The following is an 18,505-nucleotide window of genomic DNA, read 5'->3' as shown; positions in this document are numbered from 1 at the left end:
GGATGGAGAAATGGCCAAGAAGAACGAAAATGCGCCAATACTGGCCTTGCGGCAGGCTGTTTTCGGTGACGTCCCTGCCTTGGTGGATCTCACCGCCCGCATTTACACGCCCGAATGGGGTCATTCGGCGGAAATGCTGCGCTCCCAGCAGACGCACTTTCCCGAGGGGCAGTTCGTCGTCGAATACGAGGGCAATATCGTGGGCTACTGCGCCACGTTCCGTATCGACGAATCGGTCGCCCTGAAACCGCATACCTGGATGCAGATTACCGGCGGCGGCATGGCCTCGCGCCACAATCCGGACGGCAACTGGCTGTACGGCATGGAAGTGGTGGTGCACCCGGACTATCGCGGCATGCGCATCGGCCAACGCCTGTACCAGGCACGGAAGCGGCTGTGCACCGATCTCAAACTGCGCGGCATCACGTTCGGCGGACGCGTTCCGGGGTTGTCGCGCAATATTCAGCGCTACGGCAGCGCGGAAGCATACGTGCAGGCTGTGGTCGAGGGACGCCGCCGCGATCCCACGCTGAGTTTTCAACTCGCCAACGATTTCGAAATCATCGGACTGCTGCGCGCCTATGTGCCGACCGACTACGAGTCGCTCGGCTACGCCGCGCACCTGGTCTGGCGAAATCCGGCCCTGCTGGATCAACCGGATATTCCGGCCGTGAAATCCACGCGCAACCTGCCCGACTCCGTGCGCGTGGCGACCGTGCAGTACCTGCAGCGGCGCATCAAATCGTTCGACGAATTCGTTACGCACGTCGAATACTTCACCGACATCGCTGCGGACTACAGCGCCGACTTCGTGACGTTCCCCGAATTGATCACGTTGCAGCTGCTTTCCATCGAGAACGAAGAACTGTCGCCGGTCGATACCATCCGCAAACTCAGCCACTACACGCCGCAGGTGAAGGAGCTTTTCAGCCGCCTGGCGATGAACTACAACATCAACATCATCGCCGGCTCGCATCCGACCGAGCAGGAGAACGGCGACATTCACAACGTCTGCTACGTGTGTCTGCGCGACGGCTCCATCCACGAACGCGAAAAACTCCACCCGACGCCCAGCGAAAGGAATGTGTGGAACGTCACGGGTGGCGATACGGCGGCGACCATCCTGACGGACTGCGGCCCCATCGGCGTGATGATCTGCTACGACGCGGAATTTCCCGAAGTCGCCAAGCATCTGGTCGACCAGGGCGCGCTGATTCTGTTTGTGCCGTTCTGCACCGACGTGCGTGAAGGTTATCTGCGCGTGCGTTATTGCTCGCAGGCGCGTGCGATCGAGAACCAGTGCTATGTCGTGCTTTCCGGCAACGTGGGCAATCTGCCGGGCGTCAACAACTTCGATATCCAGTATGGGCAAAGCTGCATTCTCACGCCGAGCGACTTTCCGTTCGCGCGCGACGGCGTCGCCGCCGACTCCACGCCGAATATCGAAACGGTGCTGTTTGCAGACCTGCGGCTGGAAAGCCTGGCGATGGCGCGCAATGCCGGCGCCGTACAGAACCTCAAGGATCGCCGCTTCGATCTGTACGAAACGCGCTGGTTGAGGCACCCGCGCTGACTTCGGCACGAACGGCCTGCCATAATGCGCGGATGCCGGAATCGCCATCGCCCACGCCAAAAGCCTCCAACCCACGGTTGCGCGCCGTGCTGGGGCACGAGTTCTTCGCTCCCTACTTGTGGAAACGGCGTATCGCCTTGTGGAGCGGTGCGGTGCTGGTGGCGCTGGCGGCCATTCTGTTCGCAAGGGCCAGCGACTGGGCGTTTGGCCTGTTCCAGAAGATCGTGGCCCATGGCATCTGGATTCCGCTGATCATGACGCCGACGGTGTTCGGCCTGTTGTGCTGGGTCACTCAAGGCCGTCTGCGCGCGGCGCGCGGCAGCGGTATCCCACAGGCCATCGCCTCCATCCATATCGAAGACGAGAGCTTTCGCGCACGCATGCTGGCGTTGCCTATCGCGGCCAGCAAGATGGTGTTGACGATACTCGCGCTGGTGGTCGGCGCATCGATCGGCCGCGAAGGCCCCACGGTGCACGTGGGCGCGGGCCTGTTCTATTCGCTGGGTCGACGCTTCGGCTTTACAGACGCCAAGGCGATTTCTCGCTTCATCCTTGCCGGTGGCGCGGCGGGCATTGCCGCAGCCTTCAATACGCCGCTGGCCGGCGTGGTGTTCGCCATCGAGGAACTCGCCGGCACGTTCGAGCATCGCTTCAGCGGCCTGCTGCTCACGGCTGTGATCGTGGGCGGCGTGGTGTCGCTGGGCATCAACGGCAATTACGCTTACTTCGGCACGGTGGAAACCAGCCTTCCGCTGGGGCATGCGTGGCTCGCGGTGCTGGAATGTGGCGTCGTCGGTGGTCTGCTGGGCGGTCTTTTCGCGCGGTTGATCCTTTTGAGCCGGCGCGGGCCGCTGGCCGCGGTCGGTCGCCTGCGCGAGCGCTACCCGGTTTCGTTTGCCGTCGGTTGCGGGTTCGCGCTGGCGGTACTCGGTGTGATTTCCCACAACGCCGTCTACGGTACCGGCTATGCGCAAGCGCGTGAGTTCGTGCAGCAGGACCCGGTCACGGCAGGACACGCATTCGGTCTTTACAAGCTGCTGGCGAATGTCGTGTCGTATTGGGCCGGCATTCCCGGCGGTATTTTTTCGCCGGCGCTGGCGGTGGGAGCCGGCATCGGCCACAACATCGCCTATTTCCTGCCGCATGCGCCTGAGGCGGCCGTGGTGCTGCTCGGCATGAGCGCCTATCTTTCCGGCGTGACGGGCGCACCGCTGACTTCAGCCGTCATCGCCATGGAACTGACCAACAATCAGGATATGGTGATTCCGATCATGGCGGCGTGCCTGCTGGCGCGAGCGGCAGCGTCCATTTTCAGCCCCACGCCGGTATACAAGGATTTCGCCGAACGCATGATGCAGGATTTCGAGCGTCAGCACGCATGGCATGCGGAAGCGGAAAAGCAGCAAAACGACGTCGATGACGTAGAAGAGATCGGCGCGACGGATGCCTACGGCGAACCGGTCGAACCCACCGAGACACCCGCAAAAGACTCCGACCGATGAACTGGGATTTGCTCCTGACCAATGCGTCCCTGGCGACCTTCGTCGGTGAAGCCAGCCACGGACTGCTTACCGACGCGGCGATGGCTTGCCAGGATGGACGCATCGTCTGGATTGGCGCCATGCGAGATCTGCCGTCGGCATCCGCTTCGACAGCGCGAGAGGTGCATGACCTCGACGGCGCTTTGGTGACACCCGGCTTGGTCGATTGCCACACTCATCTCGTTTTCGGCGGCGATCGCGCGCAGGAGTTCGAATTGCGCCTCAATGGCGCCAGTTACGAAGCCATTGCGCACGCCGGCGGCGGCATCGTCTCCACCGTGCGCGCCACACGCCACGCGAGCGAAGACGAACTGTTTGCTCAATCGCTGCCCCGCGCCCGCGCGCTGCTTGCCGATGGCGTAACCACGCTGGAAATCAAATCCGGCTACGGATTGGAACTGGACGCGGAGCGAAGGATGCTGCGCGTGGCACGCCGCCTGGGCACTGCGCTTGGCATTCGCGTGCAAACCACGTTCCTTGGGCTGCATGCGTTGCCGCCCGAATACAAGGACCGACGCGATGAGTACGTCGCCCTGGTCTGCAATGAATTGCTTCCCGCACTGGCCGACGAAGGGCTGGTCGATGCCGTGGATGCGTTCTGCGAGGGAATCGGTTTCAGTCGCGCGGAAACGCAGCGTGTGTTCGAGCATGCGCGCCTATTGGGCTTGCCGGTAAAGCTGCATGCGGAGCAACTGTCCGACCTGGACGGTGCTGCCCTGGTGGCCGAATTCAAGGGGTTGTCAGCCGATCACCTCGAATACCTTAGCGACTCGGGCATCCAGGCGATGGCGCGTGCCGGCACGGTGGCGGTGTTGTTGCCCGGCGCTTTCTATGCACTGCGCGAAACAAAGCTGCCGCCGGTGGATGCATTGCGCACGCACGGCGTTTCCATCGCCATTGCCACCGATTGCAATCCGGGCACCTCGCCGCTGCTCTCGTTGCGTCTGGCAGCGAACATGGCATGCACGCTATTTCGGCTCACGCCGGAGGAAGCGCTGCGCGGCATCACGGTGAACGCTGCGCGTGCGCTGGGTTTGGCGGATCGCGGCACGCTCGCCATCGGCAAGCGGGCCGATCTCGTCGTATGGCATGCGAAACAACCTGCCGAGCTGTGCTACTGGATCGGCGGCGGGCTGGTGCGTCAGGTGTGGATCGGTGGCGTGGCCGTATCGCCGATATGAAAGCGACGCTCGCAGCTCCATAAAGTCGCCCCGACGTGCAGCTGAATGGCTGTCGCGCCACTTGAACGATCGAGTGTTTTAAGACTCGTCCCATAGGACCACCCCCTACATATCCGTACTATGCCTGGGCGCCTTCACGATGGCGGCAACCAGTCACTGTCGACGCGTGCAAGGCAATGAATTCCCGATGCATTCGAGCACCATCCGATGCATTTCTTCTCGATGAATTATCGAGCGTGCAGCGTACTACCTCATCCCGATAGACCCCTTGCCTAGTCGACATGACGTTCGATACGGCATGGTTGGCCAGGAGTGATCATGGGGGCTTCAACAAACCAAGCGCGTCGCCTGTCACTACCCCTCGCTGGACTGTCGCGTGCGGGAATGGGAGTGATCATCCGGTCCACGGCAGGTCACCTACATGGCCACTGGTTGATCGTGGTGATTGCCCTGCTGGCGGCTTGCAGCCATCCGTTTATCGATAGCCAGGGCATGCATTCGCGACACTTATCGACTGCCGATAAAGCATCAAGAACGGTTGCACCTTCGCTATCAAAACCTGCGCAAGACGCCGCCGAAGACGGCACGGCCGATAGGACGCAAGGTTCATCGAGCGAGTCCGAATCGACCGATACATCGTCTGCACGACAAGGCTCGCCTTCAGCCATAGCACACGCCGATAAACACGGCCTGATGCCGTACGTACAAAACGACGCAACCCATGCATCAACGAACACCGTCGCATCGTCAACCATCGCCGCCAGTGAAGATCAGCTCGGTGCGGACACCACCACGCTGCCAACGGCAGCATCCGCATCGTCTTCTCCGTCAAGCGCCGCACGTTCGGGCGAAGGCTCACCTGCCCTTGCCAACGTGTCGCCCTCGTCTGCCATACCCGGCATGGCAGTCAGCGACAAAAGCGGCATGCTCGACAAATCTTCGCTCTGGCGATTGCTGCTGCTTGTCGCGGCAATTTGCGGAAGCTTTGGGCTGTGGCTCCTGCGATCGCGCTTGCCATCTGCTCCATCTCGAACCATCGATGGCATCAGGCTCACACCCGACGACACGCGTCACCAACCCATCCCGCAGGCGGAAAAACAGCCTGCGGCAATCGCGACGCCCTCGTCAGAAGCCACCCCATGCCGGCCTAACTGGCATGACCCGAGGCAGTCGTATCGTCCGCCAGAGCCATGGTTCTACCGGCCAGTGGATGGCGATCCGCAGGACGCCGGCACTCTGCGGGCATGGTCTCACTATGAACCGGTCAACCTTATGACGTCGCCGTTTTTTTCTTCCGGACAAGCAGCGGCAGATCCAGCCGAGGCCCGTTCGGTTCAGCCTGAAATATTTGATGATATCGAAGACACCGATATGTTTACGACCGAACCTGTTGTTAACGCACTAGTCCCAGCGGAATCGCATGAGGAGCCGGCTCTGTCCGCACCTCCAGGCGACGACAAACATGCTGAGCTCTCACTATTCGACCGCCTGGAAAACTTGGCAGCGCAACGTCCCGACGCACCTCCTGCCTTGCTCGTCGAACGCGACAGTGTCCTTCCCAACATACGCAGACTTGCAAAAGAGCCACCGCCTGCGGCGTTGTTGTTGCAATGGGAGTCTGCCATTCGCGAAGCGATGGCCGATAAGACGCAAGACCGCATCGCCATGACGTGGCTGCTGTTGCAGACGCTCATGATGCGCGCGGAAGGCTGCAGCAAAGTCGAAGCGGATCGGCTCTATACGGAGGCTTCCGAACTCGCTCTGCACCACTACATTGCCGTCGACGTGGTCCAACAGCCCTACTGGCAGGCGCAACGGATCGGTATCGACCTTGCCAAAGCCAAGCGGCAAAAGGGGGCCTCCCGTTTGCTTCACTTGCGGGATATGCAAGCCCGTCACACGTCCGACATCGAGCGTGGCGAACCCGTGTTGCTGAAAGCCTGGATCGAGGTGATCGTATATTGGGCACAGTGCCAATATGGAGATGGCGCACTATCGAAATATACGGAAGCTCAGGCGCTCTGCATGCGCCTACACGGACTGCCTTCGCACGCTGATTACGCCCAGCAATGCCACGCTGACATTCTTCGACAACGCGCTGCGATCGAGGATGGCGGTCTGCGACTACAGCATCTCGAAACGGCGCAAGCACTGCTAGACGAACTGTATGCACGCGCACCGACGGCGGCCATTGCCCTGGCCATCGCTCAGGTCGCCTTGGACAAGGGAGACGTACTGCCACCCGAACAAGCGAAAGAAGCGTATTCGCACGCCCTTATGCATACATTTTTGGCAGAAGCCGATCCTCGCTGGCGCACCGAAAGCATGGAGTGTCGGCTGGCCATACAGGTTGCCTATGAACGACTTCCCGGCATGCCTGTTCAAGGCAACGTCGCCGTGACCCTGGCAAGCAGACTCGAAACGCTAACGGGCCAGCGGCCAGAAACCCTCCGGCGTATGGCCGAGATGTTTCTACGCAACGCCGATTTCATCCGTGCATGCCACTTATGCGAAAGGGCCTGGCAACTCGGTAGCGTGACAGCAGAACTTCTATCCACCTGGCGTGAAGCCTGCGATCAATGGGCTCTGTCAGGGCCGCAATCGGATACAGAAGCAGCGTATCGTGACGCGGTAAGACAACTGCGAATCGCCAGCGCTATGCGCTAAAGCGGATTTCCCATCAACTTCAACCTCGAGATCTTCAGCCATGAACATACAAGTCAACACCTCCGAGCAAACCTCGCGGCTGTGGAATACCCGCTACGGTTTAATGACCGCTGTAAAAGCCGACACCCCGGCCGCCCGCTCGCTGCAGCTTTACGGCGAATGGGCCGAACAAGAAATCAATCTGCTGAGCGGCCTGATTCAAGATGGTCAGAGCGTTATGGAATTTGGCGGCGAATACGGTGCTCACGCACTTTGGTTGGCCCGTGCCGTCGGCGAGAAAGGACAAGTGCATGTCGCCGAGCCGCGCCGCATTCCGTTCCAGCAACTATGCGCCAATATCGCGATCAATCAATTGACGAATGTCTACACCCACCTCAATTGGCTGGGTCGATCGACAGGCCCGTCATCACTGGCATCACTACCGCACAACGCCACTTTGAAGCATGCACAGGACGAAATCGTAAACATCACTACCGTCGACGGCCTCGGTCTCGAGGCATTGCATTTGCTTAAAATCAACGTGCCTGGCAGCTTGCTCGAATTATTGGCGGGCGCGACCGAGACCATTCGCAAACATCGTCCGTTCCTGTACTACCGTTTGGCTGGCATCGAACAGGTCGAGGCTGAAATACAAGCCATCAAGGATCTTGGCTATCGCTGTTGGTCTCATGTCCCGTATCTCTATAACGCGGACAATCATGCCGAGCAGACCAGCAACATCTTTCCCGGTTGCGTGCACCAGAATGTCATCGCATCGCCGGTAGAGGGTCGTTTTGAACTCGAACGCCGCTATGAACTGTAATCCAATATTCCAAGCGAGCGAATTGCGTAGGTGCGTCGGGTGTGGATCGGCGCTCAAAGCGTTTCGAACTCGCGAGCGATCCAGGAGAGCTGATAGATGACGCCCGCTAACGCAAATGCTGCGTGGTAACGCGGACGACGGGTCCAGATGGCGATCAGGCTGAACACCACACAGCAGGTGTTGCGTATCGCGTACTCGGCACCAAAGCTTCGCAAGTAGTCCGAGCCCTTGATCCAGGTATCGGCGTAATCGACCACGTACATCATCGCCAGCGTTCCGAAAAACCACGCGCGACGCGAATAGAAATACTCGCGATACCCGCTGTAATCGCCGATCTGCTCCGGGAACACCAGGGCGCAAAGCAGATACAGCAGCAGCGCGTAGATCACGACGAACAGATACAGGTTGAAGCTCCAGTGCTGCACGGTGGTGAGGCGAAACTCCCACCACCAGAAATGCAGCAAGAACAGAAACATCGACAGTGCCCACACCAGCCGGCTGTTACCGGCGAGAAGAGTCTAGGAGGAATGCTTTATGAACGTGCAACCAGGCTCTTCTGCACGCCTGGACTCGCCCCCAATAAAAAGCCCCCGCACGCGGGGGCTTTTGTGTCGGCGAGCGAATGGCTCAGGCCGATTTCTTTTTCGGTGCGGCTTTCTTGACAGCGGCCGGTTTGGTTACGGTCGGCTTGGCGCCGGCCACGGCGGGCTGCACGGAGTGCGCGCGGGTATTGCCGTAGCTGCCACGGTAGGTTTTGCCGCGACGGGTCTTGCGATCGCCCTTACCCATAGGAAACTCCTTGACTCGTAATGCTGTTGACGACCTAACATCCTAGCAGCGGCGGCCCAAAGCGCAAGGCCGGCGCTGGGTCAGTGGTGATGGTGGGCGTTACAGCCCGGGCCTTCGTCTGGGCAGTCACCCGGGTCGATCTGGATGGTGGCGTGTCGGATGCCGAAGCGATCCAACAGCGTCCGGTTCACTGCGGCGAGTACGCGCGCGCCGTCGCCTTGATCATGAAGCTCGACATGCAGCGTGGCCATGCGCGACCCGGATGCGAGCTGCCAGACGTGCAGATGGTGTACATCGCGGATCGATGCATCGGCACCCCGCAATGCTGCTTCGACCTCGTGCGGGTCCATCCCCTCAGGCACGCCTTCGAGCAGGATGTGAGTAGAGCGACGCAGAAGCTGCCATGCGCTGCTGAGAATCAGCAGCGATACCAGCAGCGACAGAGCCGGGTCCGCCCAATTCCAACCCATCCAGCGTACGGCGAGCGCGGCAAGCACCGCGCCGACGGAACCCATCAGATCGCCCAGCACATGCAGGCTGGCCGCGCCGAGGTTCACGTCGTCATGCGCATGACCGTGCAGGCTGCGAAGCACGACGAGGTTCACCAGCAGTCCCACCAAAGCCACGCCGAGCATGACGCCAGAAAGAATCTGCACCGGCTTGAAGAGTCGCTCGACGGCCTCGTAGGCAATAAATCCGACCAGCACGAATTGCGTCAGCGCGTTCACGAAACCGGCCAGCACTTCCATGCGGCCGTAACCATACGTGCGCCGCGCATCGGCGGGACGCCGCGCCATGCGTACGGCGAGCAAGGCAAGCATGAGCGCCAGCGCATCGACCAGCATATGGCCGGCATCGGCCAGCAGCGCCAGCGAGCCGGACCACCATCCGCCCACCACTTCGGCCAGCATCATGCCCGTGGTCAGCACGAAAGCGAACAGCAGCTTGCGCTCGCGACCGACCGTTCCCGTCGCGTGGGAATGATCGTCGTGATGGTCGCAGGCGTGGCTGTGCGCGTGATTCATTCGACAATGCTAGGAAGCGGTGCCGCCGTTACACAATCACTGACGCACAAAGCATTCAGTGAGCGCAGTGGGCACCGTGCACGTGGCCGTACGTGCGATCGAATCGAAGATTCACGAAGTGCGCGCTGGCAACCAGCAGACCGCCGCACGTCACCAGCACGCTGTGCAGCACGATGGAGTAGTTCTCGGCGAAGGTGACGCCCATCACCAGCAAGCTGAGGCCAGGCAAGGCCAGCCGCAGCGGCAGCGATCGATGATGGCGGCGATATCCGTTCACCAGGGCCCACAGCGCGAGCGTGCTGGCGAAAAGCACGAAACCTCGCTCAAAGCCATGATCGGCAAGGAAGCTCAGGCCCAGCAGAGGAAGAATCGCCAGCACGAACGGCAACGCCGCGCAGTGGATCGCGCACAGGAACGAGGCGGTCGCGCCGATTCTGTCGGCTAGGTTCCACCAGCGGGTGGGCGGCGGCGTTGGCGTGGAATCCATGTAGGGACTACACCGTACTGGCTAGCCGGTGGGGCCCGGCATGGTTTTGATACAATATAACATCTCTGGCCTGCACGCAACCCGCCCCGCTAAGGGCCAGGCAATCGACGCGGGATCAACTCAGGCCTTGCGGCACTGCTTGCAGACGCCGTGCACTTCCAGCGTCTGCGCCTGAGGACGGAAACCGAACGCCTTGGCCTGCGCCTCGATCAATTCGGCGACACGCTCGTCGCACACTTCCTGCGCGCTGGAGCAGACATCGCAGATCAGGAACGGCACCTGATGCGCTTCGGCCGGGTGATGGCAGGAAACGAATGCGTTGATCGATTCCAGCTTGTGAATGAAGCCGTGCTCGAGCAGAAAATCGAGTGCGCGATACACCGTGGGCGGCGCCGCGTTGCCGTGCCGCTCGCGCAGATGGTCGAGCAAGTCGTAGGCCTTGACCGGCTTGCCGGCAGCCGCGATCAGTTCCAGCACTTCCTTGCGCAAGGGCGTCAGGCGCAATCCGCGTTCTTCACTGGCGTGCTCCACCGCCGCCACGAATTCCTTGGGACCTTCGTGATGATGATGCGCGTGCGCTTTGATGGAGGAACTTTCGCTCAACGGGTTCACCTCGATTTCGATCATACACCCCGGCACCTACCTCAGCGCGGCAGCGGCGGGGGCTTGGCCAATTTGGGGGTCATCAACACGATAATCCAGCCGATCGGCCCCAACACCAGCGCCCAGACGATCCCGCTCATCAGGCGGCCACGCCACCAGCCCAGCAAGGCGCCTACCGCAACGAAGATCAGGTTCCACCAGAACAAGGCTGCCCACGGCACCATGTTCATGAGGTTGATGAAGATGTGGAAGAACGCACCGGGAGAATCGGGATCGACGCCTTTCATCGCCTTGGCCAGCAGTTCTTCCATTTGTGCCTCGTTAGCTGACGGAACGCCACGCTCTGTGCTCGTCATTGACCCGCTTCGCTGTCGTGAAGCTGATCGATGACGGTGCTTTAGATTACAGCCGCCGTCGAGATTGGAGAGTGACGTGCGGCTGTTCTTCGAAAGCCGTGGGTTCCAACGATCAACCCTGCGCCTTGGCCATCGCGTCGTCGATGCGTTTGAGCGCCGCTTCGCGACCCGTGAGGTAAATGGTGTGATCGATCGACGGCGACACCTGGGTACCCGTCATCGCCACGCGCAACGGCTGCGCAATCTTGCCCATGCCCAGTTCGAGCCTGGTAGCGACTTGCTCGATCACCTGATGGATCGGCTCCGGCTTCCATTCGCATCCCGTAAGTAGCTCACGCGCGGCTTGCAGCACCTGCACGGCGCTGTCGTTCTTCAGATGCTTGGCGACGGCCTTGTCGTCCCATTCGGTGAGGGGTCCGTACCAGATCTTCGCGCGCTCGGCCATTTCCTTCAGCGTGTGCACGCGGTCGCGCAGCGCGACGATCACGTCCGCGGGCGCGGGACCCTGGCTGGCGTCGATACCCGCGCGAGCCAGATGCCACGCGAATTCGGGTGCCAGCGTCTGCGGATCATCCGTCTTGAGGTAGTGCTGATTGAGCCACTCCAGCTTTTCGGTATCGAAACGCGATGCGGCTTTGTTGACGTCGGCGACGTCGAACAGCTTCACCATTTCTTCGCGCGAGAAAATTTCCTGATCGCCATGCGACCAGCCCAGGCGCACGAGATAGTTGAGGATCGCGTGCGGCAGGAAGCCGTTCTCGCGGTATTCCATCACGCTGACCGAATTGGTGCGCTTGGAGAGCTTCTTGCCTTCCTTGTCCAGGATCATCGGCAGGTGCGCGAACTCCGGTACCTTCGCGCCGAGCGCGTGATAGATGTTGATCTGCCGCGGCGTGTTGTTGACGTGGTCGTCGCCGCGAATCACTTCGGTGATGCCCATGTCGATGTCGTCGACCACCACGGCGAAGTTGTAGGTCGGCCAGCCGTCGGAACGGAAGATCACCAGATCGTCCAGTTCGGCATTGGACCATTCGACCCTGCCCTTCACCTTGTCCTCGAACACCACGGAGCCTTCGAGCGGGTTCTTGAAGCGGATCACACGGTTCGGGTCGTCGCGACAGGGTTCGTTGCGATCACGGTAATAGCCGTTGTAGCGGGGTTTTTCGCCTCGCGCCATGGCGGCTTCGCGCATCGCTTCGATTTCCTCTTTGCTTTCGTAGGCGTAGTAGGCCTTGCCGGCCGCCAGCAGCTCGTCGGCAACCTGCTTGTAGCGGGCCAGGCGATGCGTCTGGTAGATCGGCGCCTCGTCGGCGCTCAGGTCCAGCCACTGCATGGCGTCGAGGATGGCCTGCACCGCTTCGTCGGTGGAGCGTTCGCGGTCGGTGTCCTCGATGCGCAGCAGGAATTCGCCCCCGCGGCGACGGGCCTCCAGCCAGCAATACAACGCGGTACGGGCACCTCCGATGTGCAGGAAACCGGTAGGGCTGGGAGCGAAGCGGGTGCGAACGGTCATGGATTCACGTGTGGCGCGATACGGAACTGCGCATTTTAGCCGATATCGCCCCACCCTCACCCGGCCCCCTTTCCTTACGGGTAGAGGGCCGGGCGCTGCGGAATCACTTCACGTGGACGGTGATCGTCTTCGACACGATCGGCGGGTCGAAGGGAATGTGGTTGGAGTCGCCCAGTTCCAGCTGAAGGGTGTGCGTGCCGGGCGCGAGTTTCAGGGTCGTCTCGGTCTGGCCACCGCCAAAGTGCAGGTGCTGCTCGTCCTTGGGGATCGGCTGCCCGGCAGCGGGCAGCTCTTTCACATCGATCAACAGATGGTGGTGGCCAGTGTTCTCATGGACGACGCCCGCCGGCGCCACGCCCATGCCCTTGAGTCCGAAGCGCACCGTAAAGCTTTGTGAAACGGTGGCGCCATCTTGCGGGGAAATGATGTAGACCTCCGCACCGGCCGTGGCCTTGGTGACCGGCAAGCCCGGCGCATCGGCGGCAAAGATCGACCCTGCGGTAGTTACCAGCGCTAGAGCAAGCAACAGACGTTTCATGGGTGCCTCTCCTGGTCCAGTGGAGTGATCAATCTAGCCCATTCGCATCGCGATGTTCGCGTGTCGGCGGCGTTTGCACCGTTTCGTCACACGCGTAACCACGTTGTCACGTTCCCGCCACGCCCGCGAAACGACCTCGGCGCAAGCTACCGCCGTACAAGACGAGGATGCGCCATGCGTATCGGCATCATCAGCGAGACGTATCCGCCCGAGATCAACGGTGTTTCTCTCACCGTTCATAGTCTGGCGACCGGTCTGGCCTCCAAAGGCCACGAGATCGACCTCATCCGTCCCCGCCAAGCCGTCAGCCACGTCGACGAACCCGGTATCGACGCACTCGAAACGCGCGGCGCGGCACTGCCTCGCTATCCCGGCCTGCGCTTTGGTTTGCCGGCACCGCGCACACTGCGCAAGCGCTGGATGCAACGGCGCCCGGATGCCATCTATGTGGCCACCGAAGGCCCCTTGGGTCGCTCCGCAGTCAAAACAGCGGTGCGCCTGGGCATACCCGTCGCTACCGGATTTCATACGCGCTTCGACACCTACGCCGATCACTATGGCGTGGGTTTTCTGACGCCGATCGTGCACAACTATCTGCGCCGCTTCCACTGCCGCGCCAACATCACGCTGGTTCCCACGGATGCATTGGCGCAGGAATTGACGGCAATGGGTGTCGATCATGCGCGCCTGTTGCGCCGCGCGGTGGACACCAAATTGTTCAATCCGTCCTGGCGCGATCCCTTGTTGCGCGAAAGCTGGGGCGCGGAGGCGGATACGCCGGTCGTGCTGTATGTCGGGCGCATCGCGCCGGAAAAGAATCTCGAACTGGCGGTTGAAACATTCCGCGCCATCCAGCAGCACGCACCGAAGGCGCGTTACGTGTGGGTGGGCGACGGTCCGGCCCGTGCAGCGCTGCAAGAGGCCAATCCGGATTTCATCTTCGCCGGCATGAAACGCGACGAAGCACTGGCCGTGCATTACGCCAGCGCGGACATGTTCCCGTTTCCGAGCCTGAGCGAAACCTTCGGCAACGTCATCCTGGAAGCGCTCGCCGCGGGTCTTCCGGTCGTGGCCTATGCCGAAGGCGCGGCACGCGAGCACTTGATCGACGGCATCAACGGATTCCGCATAGCTTCCGGCGATGCCAGCGCTTTCACTGCGGCGGCGGTAACGCTGGCCAGCGACATCGGCCTGATCCGCCACATGGGACATGCTGCCGAAGCGAGTGTCGCGCGGCTTTCGCCCGATGCAGTCATCCGCGAATTCGAAACCCAGCTACGCGAACTGGTCGAGGAGAACGTGCATGAGCGCCATGTCACCATCGCACCTGCCTGACCAGGTCGTGCTTCCGCGCCATGCGTTCGACCGACGCATGTGCATTGCCGCCAATCGTTGGGGCGCACGGCACGCCGTGGGGTTGTTCTTTGGCATCATCAGTCGCCTTGGCGACGGTATCTTCTGGTACGCACTGATGCTCGCGCTCGCGCTGATCGATGGCCGGCGCGGCCTCGAAGCGGCGGCGCACATGGCGGTCACCGGTCTGGTGGCCTTGTTGCTGTATCGCATTCTGAAGCGCTGGACGCGCCGGCCGCGCCCGTTTCGCACCTGCCCCGGCGTGATCGCCCACGTACCGCCGCTGGACGAATTCAGTTTCCCATCCGGACATACCTTGCAGGCGGTGGGCTTCACCATCGTTGCACTCGCGTGGTATCCGCTGCTTGCGCCGCTGCTGCTCACTTTCACGGCGCTGGTGGCTGCATCGCGCGTGATTCTCGGCCTGCACTATCCGAGCGACGTGCTCGCCGCGATCTTCGTTGGCAGTGGCCTCGGTGCGCTGTCGCTGTGGATCGTGCACAGCGCACCGCAATTGTTGGCGTGATCAATCATTGCACACGCCGTCGTTACGCGCTTTGCGTTCAACGAGATAGCGTATCTATCCACAGGCTCTACCGGATACTTTCCACAATCGCTGTGGAAAAGTACGCGAACTATCTGCGCAAAAATTCATCACGCTGTGGCAAGTGATTGATCGCTAAGTCGCGTATGCGAGTTTTCCACAGGGTTTTCCGGAAAGCGTCCACACATGCTGTGGAAAACTGTGGCGCCCTCATCGTCATTCCGGCACAGGCCGGAATCCAGTTTGAATACGTAGTACGAAGCACACAAAACCTATTTTGAGTGCGTTGCACAGCATGTTTGTACTGAATTCCGGCCTGCGCCGGAATGACGGTGAGGGGATGACACGTTGAAAATAACAGCGCGAAAACGACGATGCCGCCCGAAGGCGGCATCGTTCTTGTTTGCACACGTCGCGCTTACGCCGCGCGAGGCACTTTGCGCAGAATGCCCAACACGTCGGCAAGCTTGTCGCGCATCTGGCGACGATCGACGATCATGTCGATGGCACCGTGGTCGAGCAGGAATTCCGAACGCTGGAACCCTTCAGGCAAGGTCTCGCGCACCGTCTGCTCGATGACGCGCGGGCCGGCGAAGCCGATCAGCGCTTTCGGTTCGGCCACGTTGATATCGCCCAGCATGCCGAGGCTGGCGGACACGCCACCGGTGGTGGGATGCGTCAGCACGCTGATGTACGGCACGCCTGCCTCGCGCAGACGCGCCAGCGCGGCCGAGGTCTTGGCCATCTGCATCAGCGAGAACAATGCTTCCTGCATGCGTGCACCGCCCGTGGCGGAAAAGCAGACCAGCGCGCTGCGCTCAGCCAGTGCGCGCTCCGCGGCGCGCGTGAACTTCTCGCCGACCACCGAACCCATCGAGCCGCCCATGTAGGAGAACTCGAACGCAACGGCCATCAGCGGCCTTTCCTTGAGCTTGCCGCTCATGGCGATCAGCGCATCTTTTTCGCCGGTGGATTTCTGCGAGGCGATGATGCGGTCGCGGTACTTCTTGGAATCGCGGAATTTCAGTGGATCGTTGGGCTCCATGCTGGCCCAGTGTTCCTGCGTGGTGCCTTCGTCGAAGAACGACAACAGCCGCTCGCGCGCACCGATGGCATGGTGATGGCTGCACTTGGGGCACACCATCAGATTGCGTTCCAGTTCCGGCCTGTACAACACGGCTCCGCAGCCGGCGCACTTCTCCCATACACCCTCGGGTACTTTGCCCTTGCCTGCCGCGGAACCTTGCGTCCGCGCGCGGGGTGTCATGATTTTCTGCAACCAATTCATAAAAACCTCAGTCTGAATCTGACGACCAGGGACCGTCAGAACTTCATGGGGGCGACTTCGTGCGACACCAGACCTTTTTCAAGGACGGTAAGCGCGAGCCCGGTCATGCGTATGACCGCTCCGCGAAAAGTACGTTCCATCGCCGTACTGTCGCGGGCATCGACCCCATGCCCCGTTCCCCCTCCTCAAGAGGAACTTGACGGCGTATCCAGCGCCTTGCGGATCGGGCCGAGGAAATGCTCGACTCGCTCCGAGATATCCTGCGCCGTCGTCGCGCCATCGAGCCGCTCGACGAGAGCGCTGCCGATCACGACGGCATCGGCAAAACCGGCGATCGCTTTTGCGCTCTGCGCATCCTTCACGCCAAAACCCACGGCAACCGGTGCCTTCGCATGAGCCCGGATATCCGCCACGCGTGCGGCGATATCCTGCGTGCTCAAGCGACCTGCCCCGGTGATGCCGGCGAACGATACATAGTACAGGAAACCTTCGGCCGCTTTGCACAATTCCGCCATACGCGCGGGTGCGGTGGTGGGTGCCGCCAGCAAAATCTGCTGCAATCCGGCCGCACGCAAAGGCGCGAGCACGGCGGCTTCTTCCAGCGGGCAATCCACCAGCAACACGCCATCCACGCCTGCAGCAATCGCTTCGCTGGCAAAACGCTGATAGCCGTGGATTTCGACAGGATTGAGGTAACCCATCAGCACAACCGGTGTGTCTTCGTCGCGTTCGCGGAATGCTGCGACCCAGCCCAAGACGGCGGCAAGACCAACGCCCTTGGCAATGGCGCGCTCGCTCGCGTGCTGAATCACCGGGCCGTCGGCCATCGGATCGGAGAACGGAACGCCCAGTTCGATTACGTCGGCGCCCGCATCCACCAACGCATGCATCAATGTGACGGCATGCTCCGGAGACGGGTCGCCTGCGGTTACAAACGGAATCAACCCGGTTCGGCCAGCAGCCTTCAACGCTGCGAAACGACGATCGAGGCGGCTCATACCTGCACTCCTTCGCGCGCTGCAATCGTGTGTACGTCCTTGTCGCCGCGTCCGGAAAGATTGCAGAGCACGATCCCATCCTTCGGCAGTTCGCGCGCGATCTTCATGGCCTGCGCAACGGCGTGGCTGGATTCGAGCGCGGCGAGAATGCCCTCGGTGCGCGCCAGCAGATGAAAGGCTTCCAACGCTTCGTCGTCGGTCACGCCGACGTATTGGGCGCGTCCGGCGTCCTTGAGGAATGCATGCTCGGGGCCGACACCGGGATAGTCGAGGCCGGCGGAAACCGAATGCGTTTCCGTGATCTGCCCGTTGTCGTCGCATAGAACATAGGTGCGATTGCCATGCAGCACGCCGGGACGCCCTGCCGCGAGCGATGCTGCGTGATGTCCCGTGGCGATGCCTTCGCCTGCCGCCTCGGCGCCAACGATGCGTACATCGCTGTCGTTGAGGAACGCGTGAAACAAACCGATCGCATTGGAACCGCCGCCCACGCATGCAGTGAGCACATCCGGCAAGCGACCATACTGCGCCAACATCTGCGAACGCGCTTCGCGTCCGACGATGGCGTTGAAATCGCGCACCATCATCGGATACGGATGCGGCCCCGCGACGGTGCCGATGATGTAGAACGTGTCGGCGACGTTGGTGACCCAATCACGCATGGCTTCATTCAACGCATCTTTCAGCGTTTTCGAACCCGACGTCACCGGCACGACTTCCGCACCAAGCAGCTTCATGCGGTAGACGTTGATCTTCTGGCGCTCGATATCGACGGCGCCCATGTAGACCACGCACTTGAGTCCGAAACGCGCGGCAACGGTGGCGCTGGCCACACCATGCTGGCCTGCGCCAGTCTCGGCGATGATGCGCGGCTTGCCCATCCGCTTGGCGACCAACGCCTGGCCGATGGTGTTGTTGATCTTGTGCGCACCGGTGTGATTGAGATCCTCGCGCTTGAGCAGGATGCGCGCGCCACCGACGTGCCTGGAGAGGTGCTCGGCGTGATAGATGGGGCTGGGGCGCCCTACGTAGTGGGTCAGGTCTCGATCCAGCTCGGCGAGGAAATCGGGATCTTCGCGCAGGCGCAGATAGGCCTCGGTGAGTTCGGCCAGTGGCGCCATCAGGGTCTCGGCGACGTATTGGCCGCCGAAGTCGCCGAAACGCCCATGGGCGTCGGGCCAGCTCTGGTAATCCTGGATCGTGGGCATCTGTCAGAAATCCTGTGCAAATCGCGGATGCTTGGGGTT

Annotated in this window: 18 protein-coding genes; 7 read left to right on the top strand and 11 right to left on the bottom strand. The window is 61.4% G+C overall.

Annotated elements, in window-relative coordinates; genetic code table 11:
• Positions 1-10 precede the first annotated feature (10 nt).
• From DWU99_RS00365 to DWU99_RS00340, 5 genes are all read left to right on the top strand, one after another.
• Positions 11-1,573, top strand: coding sequence for a bifunctional GNAT family N-acetyltransferase/carbon-nitrogen hydrolase family protein (locus tag DWU99_RS00365; RefSeq protein ID WP_115476016.1), 1,563 nt, complete (start codon positions 11-13; stop codon positions 1,571-1,573).
• A 32-nt stretch (positions 1,574-1,605) separates the two neighbouring features.
• Positions 1,606-3,075 carry a chloride channel protein gene (locus DWU99_RS00360; RefSeq protein WP_115476015.1) on the top strand — a complete coding sequence of 490 codons (1,470 nt, stop codon included), beginning with the start codon at positions 1,606-1,608 and terminating at the stop codon, positions 3,073-3,075.
• Positions 3,072-4,295: an imidazolonepropionase gene (gene hutI / locus DWU99_RS00355; protein WP_115476014.1), complete on the top strand. Its 1,224-nt coding sequence runs from the start codon at positions 3,072-3,074 to the stop codon at positions 4,293-4,295. Before DWU99_RS00360 ends, hutI begins: the two co-directional genes overlap by 4 nt.
• Before the next feature lie 384 nt (positions 4,296-4,679).
• Positions 4,680-6,962, top strand: a complete 2,283-nt coding sequence (locus DWU99_RS20740) for a hypothetical protein (protein WP_147292855.1) — start codon at positions 4,680-4,682, stop codon at positions 6,960-6,962.
• A 40-nt stretch (positions 6,963-7,002) separates the two neighbouring features.
• Positions 7,003-7,764, top strand: coding sequence for an FkbM family methyltransferase (locus DWU99_RS00340; protein WP_115476011.1), 762 nt, complete (start codon positions 7,003-7,005; stop codon positions 7,762-7,764).
• Positions 7,765-7,817: 53 nt separating this feature from the next.
• Here the strand turns inward: DWU99_RS00340 and DWU99_RS00335 are convergent, their stop codons facing one another.
• From DWU99_RS00335 to DWU99_RS00300, 8 genes are all read right to left on the bottom strand, one after another.
• Positions 7,818-8,240 carry a hypothetical protein gene (locus DWU99_RS00335; protein WP_115476010.1) on the bottom strand — a complete coding sequence of 141 codons (423 nt, stop codon included), beginning with the start codon at positions 8,238-8,240 and terminating at the stop codon, positions 7,818-7,820.
• A gap of 151 nt (positions 8,241-8,391) precedes the next feature.
• The gene (locus tag DWU99_RS00330; RefSeq protein ID WP_115476009.1) at positions 8,392-8,553 is read right to left on the bottom strand and encodes a 30S ribosomal protein THX; all 162 of its coding nucleotides are present in this window, start codon (positions 8,551-8,553) and stop codon (positions 8,392-8,394) included.
• An 80-nt stretch (positions 8,554-8,633) separates the two neighbouring features.
• Positions 8,634-9,578, bottom strand: coding sequence for a cation diffusion facilitator family transporter (locus DWU99_RS00325; protein ID WP_115476008.1), 945 nt, complete (start codon positions 9,576-9,578; stop codon positions 8,634-8,636).
• A gap of 55 nt (positions 9,579-9,633) precedes the next feature.
• Positions 9,634-10,065, bottom strand: coding sequence for a MerC domain-containing protein (locus DWU99_RS00320; protein WP_115476007.1), 432 nt, complete (start codon positions 10,063-10,065; stop codon positions 9,634-9,636).
• A 120-nt stretch (positions 10,066-10,185) separates the two neighbouring features.
• On the bottom strand, positions 10,186-10,692 hold the full coding sequence (locus tag DWU99_RS00315) for a transcriptional repressor (RefSeq protein ID WP_115476006.1): 507 nt from the start codon (positions 10,690-10,692) through the stop codon (positions 10,186-10,188).
• 17 nt (positions 10,693-10,709) lie between these two features.
• Positions 10,710-10,979, bottom strand: coding sequence for a hypothetical protein (locus tag DWU99_RS00310; protein ID WP_115476005.1), 270 nt, complete (start codon positions 10,977-10,979; stop codon positions 10,710-10,712).
• Between the two features lie 157 nt (positions 10,980-11,136).
• Positions 11,137-12,537, bottom strand: coding sequence for a glutamate--tRNA ligase (gene gltX / locus DWU99_RS00305; RefSeq protein WP_115476004.1), 1,401 nt, complete (start codon positions 12,535-12,537; stop codon positions 11,137-11,139).
• A 103-nt stretch (positions 12,538-12,640) separates the two neighbouring features.
• Positions 12,641-13,075 carry a DUF4399 domain-containing protein gene (locus DWU99_RS00300; RefSeq protein ID WP_115476003.1) on the bottom strand — a complete coding sequence of 145 codons (435 nt, stop codon included), beginning with the start codon at positions 13,073-13,075 and terminating at the stop codon, positions 12,641-12,643.
• Between the two features lie 174 nt (positions 13,076-13,249).
• Here DWU99_RS00300 and DWU99_RS00295 point away from each other — a divergent pair, with 174 nt between their 5' ends.
• Both DWU99_RS00295 and DWU99_RS00290 read left to right on the top strand, forming a co-directional pair.
• Complete coding sequence (locus tag DWU99_RS00295) at positions 13,250-14,410, top strand: glycosyltransferase family 4 protein (protein ID WP_115476002.1); 1,161 nt, start codon at positions 13,250-13,252, stop codon at positions 14,408-14,410.
• Positions 14,379-14,954, top strand: coding sequence for a phosphatase PAP2 family protein (locus tag DWU99_RS00290; protein WP_115476001.1), 576 nt, complete (start codon positions 14,379-14,381; stop codon positions 14,952-14,954). The genes DWU99_RS00295 and DWU99_RS00290 overlap by 32 nt, the downstream gene beginning before the upstream one ends.
• 436 nt (positions 14,955-15,390) lie before the next feature.
• On the opposite strand, the gene accD is transcribed toward DWU99_RS00290, so the two are convergent.
• The 3 genes from accD to trpB form a co-directional block, all read right to left on the bottom strand.
• Entirely contained in the window at positions 15,391-16,260 is an 870-nt protein-coding gene (accD, locus tag DWU99_RS00280) for an acetyl-CoA carboxylase, carboxyltransferase subunit beta (RefSeq protein WP_115476000.1), read from the bottom strand.
• Positions 16,261-16,445: 185 nt separating this feature from the next.
• A complete protein-coding gene (gene trpA, locus DWU99_RS00275) occupies positions 16,446-17,258 on the bottom strand; it encodes a tryptophan synthase subunit alpha (protein WP_115475999.1) in 813 nt (270 codons plus the stop codon).
• Positions 17,255-18,466, bottom strand: a complete 1,212-nt coding sequence (gene trpB, locus DWU99_RS00270; protein ID WP_115475998.1) for a tryptophan synthase subunit beta — start codon at positions 18,464-18,466, stop codon at positions 17,255-17,257. The genes trpA and trpB overlap by 4 nt, the downstream gene beginning before the upstream one ends.
• Positions 18,467-18,505 lie beyond the last annotated feature (39 nt).

Source organism: Dyella psychrodurans (assembly GCF_003363265.1).
Classification (GTDB): Bacteria; Pseudomonadota; Gammaproteobacteria; order Xanthomonadales; family Rhodanobacteraceae; genus Dyella_B; species Dyella_B psychrodurans.
This window is presented reverse-complemented; position numbering and strand designations above follow the sequence as displayed.

Bases quoted from the DNA above. Each gene is read 5' to 3' on its own strand.
- DWU99_RS00310 (WP_115476005.1), bottom strand. From the start codon at position 10,979: ATGGAAGAACTGCTGGCCAAGGCGATGAAAGGCGTCGATCCCGATTCT.
- trpB (WP_115475998.1), bottom strand. From the start codon at position 18,466: ATGCCCACGATCCAGGATTACCAGAGCTGGCCCGACGCCCATGGGCGT.
- DWU99_RS00325 (WP_115476008.1), bottom strand. From the start codon at position 9,578: ATGAATCACGCGCACAGCCACGCCTGCGACCATCACGACGATCATTCC.
- trpA (WP_115475999.1), bottom strand. From the start codon at position 17,258: ATGAGCCGCCTCGATCGTCGTTTCGCAGCGTTGAAGGCTGCTGGCCGA.
- DWU99_RS00300 (WP_115476003.1), bottom strand. From the start codon at position 13,075: ATGAAACGTCTGTTGCTTGCTCTAGCGCTGGTAACTACCGCAGGGTCG.
- DWU99_RS00365 (WP_115476016.1), top strand. From the start codon at position 11: ATGGCCAAGAAGAACGAAAATGCGCCAATACTGGCCTTGCGGCAGGCT.
- DWU99_RS00360 (WP_115476015.1), top strand. From the start codon at position 1,606: ATGCCGGAATCGCCATCGCCCACGCCAAAAGCCTCCAACCCACGGTTG.
- DWU99_RS00335 (WP_115476010.1), bottom strand. From the start codon at position 8,240: ATGTTTCTGTTCTTGCTGCATTTCTGGTGGTGGGAGTTTCGCCTCACC.
- DWU99_RS00315 (WP_115476006.1), bottom strand. From the start codon at position 10,692: ATGATCGAAATCGAGGTGAACCCGTTGAGCGAAAGTTCCTCCATCAAA.
- DWU99_RS00340 (WP_115476011.1), top strand. From the start codon at position 7,003: ATGAACATACAAGTCAACACCTCCGAGCAAACCTCGCGGCTGTGGAAT.
- accD (WP_115476000.1), bottom strand. From the start codon at position 16,260: ATGAATTGGTTGCAGAAAATCATGACACCCCGCGCGCGGACGCAAGGT.
- DWU99_RS20740 (WP_147292855.1), top strand. From the start codon at position 4,680: ATGGGAGTGATCATCCGGTCCACGGCAGGTCACCTACATGGCCACTGG.
- DWU99_RS00330 (WP_115476009.1), bottom strand. From the start codon at position 8,553: ATGGGTAAGGGCGATCGCAAGACCCGTCGCGGCAAAACCTACCGTGGC.
- DWU99_RS00320 (WP_115476007.1), bottom strand. From the start codon at position 10,065: ATGGATTCCACGCCAACGCCGCCGCCCACCCGCTGGTGGAACCTAGCC.
- DWU99_RS00290 (WP_115476001.1), top strand. From the start codon at position 14,379: ATGAGCGCCATGTCACCATCGCACCTGCCTGACCAGGTCGTGCTTCCG.
- gltX (WP_115476004.1), bottom strand. From the start codon at position 12,537: ATGACCGTTCGCACCCGCTTCGCTCCCAGCCCTACCGGTTTCCTGCAC.
- DWU99_RS00295 (WP_115476002.1), top strand. From the start codon at position 13,250: ATGCGTATCGGCATCATCAGCGAGACGTATCCGCCCGAGATCAACGGT.
- hutI (WP_115476014.1), top strand. From the start codon at position 3,072: ATGAACTGGGATTTGCTCCTGACCAATGCGTCCCTGGCGACCTTCGTC.